Origin of the sequence: Marinobacter sp. UBA2498, from assembly GCF_002341575.1 — a bacterium.
GTDB lineage: Bacteria > Pseudomonadota > Gammaproteobacteria > Pseudomonadales > Oleiphilaceae > Marinobacter > Marinobacter manganoxydans.
In genome coordinates this window covers 43,214-48,005 of sequence record NZ_DDOI01000042.1, presented here as the reverse complement: position 1 = coordinate 48,005, position 4,792 = coordinate 43,214, and the positions used below count along the sequence as shown (strand labels likewise).

Sequence of the window (4,792 nt, the reverse complement as noted above, 5' to 3'; positions counted from 1 at the left end):
CCGTTGAGTGGGGCGATTGTGACGATGCCGGCATCGTTTTCTATCCCAACTTCTTCTACTGGTTCGATTGCACTTTTCAAGCCATGGTGCGCAGCGTAGGCTTGAATCAGCGTGAGGTGCGGTCGCGCTTTGGCGCCGTTACGCCTTTGGTTGATGTGGGTGCCACATTTCGTTCTCCGGTCACGTACGACGACGTGATTACGGTTTATGCCGAAGTGGAGGAGTGGGCTGATCGTCGTTTCCGTATCGCTTATAGCGTGAAAAGTGGCGAGCGTCTGGTGGCAACCGGTTTTGAAAAGCGCGCATGGGCGGTATACACACCAGAGGGCGGCATTAAGGGCGCTTCTGTGGCGCCTGAGTTCAAGGCTTATTTCCAGAAATAAAAGCCTGTCGCTGTCGGCGTGCATTGCAGTGGCACCGGTGCCAAGCGCAAATGCGCCGGCATGCCGGCGCGTGCCTTTTACTAGCGGGGCGCCAGCCGTGTCGCTCCATCCAGGCGGATCACTTCGCCATTCAGGTACCGGTTGCCAATAATGTGCTGGACCAGGTCGGCGAATTCGTCGGGTTGACCCAGGCGCTGCGGAAAAGGAATGGATTTTGCCAGTGATTCCTGTACTTCCTGGCTGGCGGTATACAGCAAAGGGGTCAGGAAAATGCCGGGTGCAACAGACATGACGCGAACCCCAAACTGGGCGAATTCCCGTGCCAGTTGAATGGTTAGCGATACAAGCCCGCCTTTTGAGGCTGCATAGGCGGCCTGGCCGATTTGCCCTTCATAGGCGGCCACCGAGGTGGTAAACAGAATCACGCCGCGCTCTTCACCCACGGGTTCGGCCGCGATCATTTCGGCAGCGGCCAGGCGTGTCATGTTGAAGGCACCAAACAGGTTCAGGTTGACCACTTTGATGAATTCCTCCAAGGGCATTGGGCCGCCTTTTCCCACAACGCGTTTACCTACGCCACCACCCGCACAGTTCACCAGAACGCGTGCGACACCTTGCGCCTCTTTGGCCTGGGCGATGGCTTGAGCGGCGCTTTGTTCCGAAGTGACGTCGCAATGTATGGCGATACCATTAATTTGTTTGGCAACGGCCTGGGCTTTCTCGTCTTGTACATCAAGAATAGCCACACGTGCCCCCTGGGCCGCCAGTTTCAACGCGGTGGCTTCCCCCAGGCCTGACGCCCCGCCGGTCACGAGTACGGGAGTGTCTTGCAAGTTCATAGGTGTTATTCCTTTAGCAGCAGCCGTCGGCGGTGGGGGGTTTCAGCCGCGTGTAACGTCCATGAACAGGATCGTCGTTCAGACGCAGCAGGCGAACCGCGTTGTCGCGCAGAATCAGTGGCTTGACCTCTTCGCGGATACCGATTTTCTCGAAGTCTGCCAGCCAGCGATCGGGCGTTAACACAGGGAAGTCGGAGCCAAACAGCATTTTGTCTTTCAGAATGGTGTTGGCGTATTGAATCAAAATAGGTGGAAAATATTTGGGCGACCATCCCGATAAATCGATATATACCTGGGGTTTGTGGGTGGCCACTGCCAAGGCATTTTCCTGCCAGGGGAAAGAAGGGTGGGCAATGATAATGGGCATGTCGGGGAAATCAACGGCAACATCGTCCAGGAACATCGGATCGGAGTATTTCAGACGTACGCCCCCACCTCCACGCATGCGCGCGCCCACGCCGGTTTGCCCGCTATGGAAAATTGCGGGTAATGCATGTTCGGCGATTACTTCGTAAAGATCGTACGCCGCGCGGTCGTTGGGATAAAACTCTTGTGATGATGGATGAAATTTGAAACCCCGGATACCGTATTCCTCGATCAGGCGGCGCGCTTCGCGTACCCCCATTTTTTCGCGCAATGGATCGATACTTGCGAATGGAATCAGTACATCGCGGTGTTTGGCCACCTCTTCGGCCACCTCTTCATTGCTGATGCGTACCTGACCATTGGCACGTTCCGTATCAACCGTAAAAATCACCGCCATCATGTTGCGTTCACGGTAGTATTGGGCTGTTTCTTCAATGGTGGGCCGTGGCATCTTCTCTTTGAAGTACTCGGCCATGGCCTTGTCGAACGCAATCGCGACTTCGTCGGGCGGGTTTCGTGTTGAAACGGTCGCGTGCGTGTGGATATCAATGGCAACCAGGGCGTCCTGCTTTTGTTCAGTCATCTAAAATCAGTCCTTCGTGTTCAAAAGTACATGGAGCATTTCTGTTCAGGATGTTGTCATTCTATCGTGCAAACGCAGCACATTTGCCTGTGGTGCCTGGCTATAGAGTTGTTCGACAAGTTCATTGCGCGTGCGTAGTACGGTGCGCTGGTTAATCGAGCCTTTATCGGTCATTTCGCCCAGGTCCATGACAGGTGGGTCACGCAGAATGATGGCGCGAGTAATACGGTTGGAACTGCCGGAGGCGTTCGCGCCCAGTTCGTTCAGGAGGTCTTGCGCCCAGCGTTGAACGTCGGGGTTGTCGGCAATTTCCTGGGTAGACGCATTATCATTCAGCGAGGGTGACAGTGCTGCGGCGGCGGGCAGAAGGAACAGCATCATGCCCAGCTCATCGCGGTCGTGCCCCGTAATAACGGCATCGTGAATGTAGGGCGCACCGGCTGCGATAATGGTGGAGCGCAACGCGCCTACATTGACCCAGGTGCCGCTGATCAGCTTGAAGTCTTCGGCAATACGGCCGTCGAAACGCAAGCCTTCTTCAGGATGTTCGGGATCAATAAACGTGGCGGCATCGCCGCTGCAGAAATAGCCTTCTTCATCAAACGCTTCCGCAGTGAGTTCGGGTTGGCGCCAATAACCCGGTGTGATGTTCGGGCCTTTATAACGCACTTCCAGTTTACCGGCCACGGGGGCCAGTTTTACTTCACAGCCGGGTGCCGGGTTGCCGATTACGCCGGCCTGCCAATCGGGCAGATGCGCGGTAATGGCAAAAGGTGCGGTTTCAGTTTGACCCAAGGCGGTTGTCATGGGGATGCGCATGCCCACGGTTTGAATCGCCAGTTCATCGATGGTTTGTTTGAGCGGCCCCGGCAGAGCGGCGCCACATGGAAAAATGAGTTTCAGATTCTTGAAAAACTGCTCGCGCAGCACTGAATCGCGCTTCATGGCATAGGCCAGCGTTTCCAGGCCTTTGGGAACCGTGTAATGAAAGGTCGACGGAATTTCACGCAGATTTTGAATGGTTTGTGCCATGCCGTCGGGTGTGGGTTTGCCATCGTCGATATACATGGTGCCGCCGTTATACAGCACGATACCGAAATTGTTGTTTCCGGCGGCGGTGTGATGCCAGGGTAGCCAGTCGACCAGGATGGGTGGGTCGTCTTTGGCGAATAAATAGCACTGCACAAACATTTGCTGGTTGCTGGTGAGCATCCGGTGGGTGTTTACAACGGCCTTGGGCAGTTTGGTTGAGCCCGATGTAAACAGGAACTTGGCAATGGTTTCACCATTTACTTCCTGGTGAGCGGCTTCAACCTGGTCGCTGACGGGTGTGTTTTCCAACGTGCTGAAAGTAGTGCAATGGCGACCTTCGATGCTGCCCTCAACAAAAACCAGTTCCAGATCCGCCGGTACCGTTAATTCTATGGCATGCGCGTAGCGGTTGGCATTTTGGGCGAAGACCAGCCCGGGAGTGAGGAGCTTGACGGCGTGCTCGACGCGGTCGGCACTGCGTGAAAGCAGGGAATACGCAGGTGAGATGGGGGCGAATGGAATGCCCACATGTTGCGCTGCCAGCATCATCAGGGCGCTTTCAATGCTGTTTTCCGACAAGATCATAAGGGGGCGGTCGGCATTCAGCTTGCGGTTGAGCAGAGCTTGCGCAATATGAAGAACGCGTTGCAAAGCGCTGGCATAGCTTAAATGAACCCATTCGCCTTGTGCATTTCGGCGTGCCAGGAAAGTGCGATCGGGTGCGTTTTCTGCCCAATAAACCAAAGCCTCGGTGTAGCAACGCTGATAAGGTTGCAGGGGCTCAGGGGAGCGCAGGATATAACCGCCGTCAGGACGTTTTTCAACGTTGCTGATGTAAGGCCCGAACGCTACAGGGCGAAAATTCGTGTTGGCAAGATTATTCATTCATGTCTCCGGTGTTGCTGTTTCGGGGCTATTATTAAGGGTAGTTTCTTATTGTTCCCGAAAAATAAATTCTGTACATTGTTAATCAGGTTAACAGTACGCTGAATGTTATATTTTTGAAAATCCTTATTCTATAAGTGCAAACCCTTGGTTAATTCATTTTCTCCCTCTACTGAACCGGCTGAAGTGGCTGATACGCCACTGACCTATGTTGATTTGCAGCGCGACTCCTTAGGTTACGCAATCAAGCGTGCCCAGGTGCGTTCCTACGATGTGCTGTTTGCCGTGATGGGGCCGGAAAGTCTTACGCCAGGACGCATGACTGCTTTAAGTATCGTCGCAACGCAGCCTGGAATCAACCAGACTGTATTGGCCGATATGCTCGGTATTACGCGTGCGGGTGCGGTGAAGGTGATTGATTCACTCGAGGCGCTGGGTTATGTCGAGCGCAATACAATGCCCGACGACCGTCGTAGTTATGCTTTGGGGGTTACGCAGAAGGGGTTGGATGAGTTAAAGCGTTTGAACGTGTTGAACCGCCAGTTCGAGAAGCGGATTGCCACGCGTTTAACATCCGACGAGCGGCATCTGCTGATGGCACTGCTGGAGCGTGTGGCACTGGATTAAAGCCGGTGCCTGTCCTGTGTTCCTGTACTTGATCAAAGCTTGAGCCAGTCGTGGGCCCGGCCGGATCCTGTCTGGGT

Annotated in this window: 5 protein-coding genes; 2 read left to right on the top strand and 3 right to left on the bottom strand. The window is 54.5% G+C overall.

The window, feature by feature from the left end; all coding sequences use genetic code 11:
* Positions 1-383: acyl-CoA thioesterase (locus B2W52_RS04780; RefSeq protein ID WP_286801639.1), on the top strand; the 383-nt coding region annotated here is incomplete at its 5' end.
* An 80-nt stretch (positions 384-463) separates the two neighbouring features.
* On the opposite strand, the gene B2W52_RS04775 is transcribed toward B2W52_RS04780, so the two are convergent.
* Genes B2W52_RS04775 through B2W52_RS04765 form a run of 3 tightly spaced genes read right to left on the bottom strand, consistent with a single transcriptional unit; the run spans position 464 to position 4,088 of the window.
* Complete coding sequence (locus tag B2W52_RS04775) at positions 464-1,222, bottom strand: SDR family NAD(P)-dependent oxidoreductase (protein ID WP_286801636.1); 759 nt, start codon at positions 1,220-1,222, stop codon at positions 464-466.
* A 13-nt stretch (positions 1,223-1,235) separates the two neighbouring features.
* The gene (locus B2W52_RS04770; RefSeq protein ID WP_286801634.1) at positions 1,236-2,171 is read right to left on the bottom strand and encodes an amidohydrolase family protein; all 936 of its coding nucleotides are present in this window, start codon (positions 2,169-2,171) and stop codon (positions 1,236-1,238) included.
* A 45-nt stretch (positions 2,172-2,216) separates the two neighbouring features.
* Positions 2,217-4,088 (bottom strand): feruloyl-CoA synthase, encoded by a 1,872-nt coding sequence (locus tag B2W52_RS04765; protein WP_286801630.1) that lies wholly within the window; start codon positions 4,086-4,088, stop codon positions 2,217-2,219.
* A gap of 147 nt (positions 4,089-4,235) precedes the next feature.
* Between B2W52_RS04765 and B2W52_RS04760 the strand changes: the two genes are divergently transcribed.
* The gene (locus tag B2W52_RS04760; protein WP_286801628.1) at positions 4,236-4,715 is read left to right on the top strand and encodes a MarR family winged helix-turn-helix transcriptional regulator; all 480 of its coding nucleotides are present in this window, start codon (positions 4,236-4,238) and stop codon (positions 4,713-4,715) included.
* The last annotated feature ends 77 nt before the right edge of the window (positions 4,716-4,792 follow it).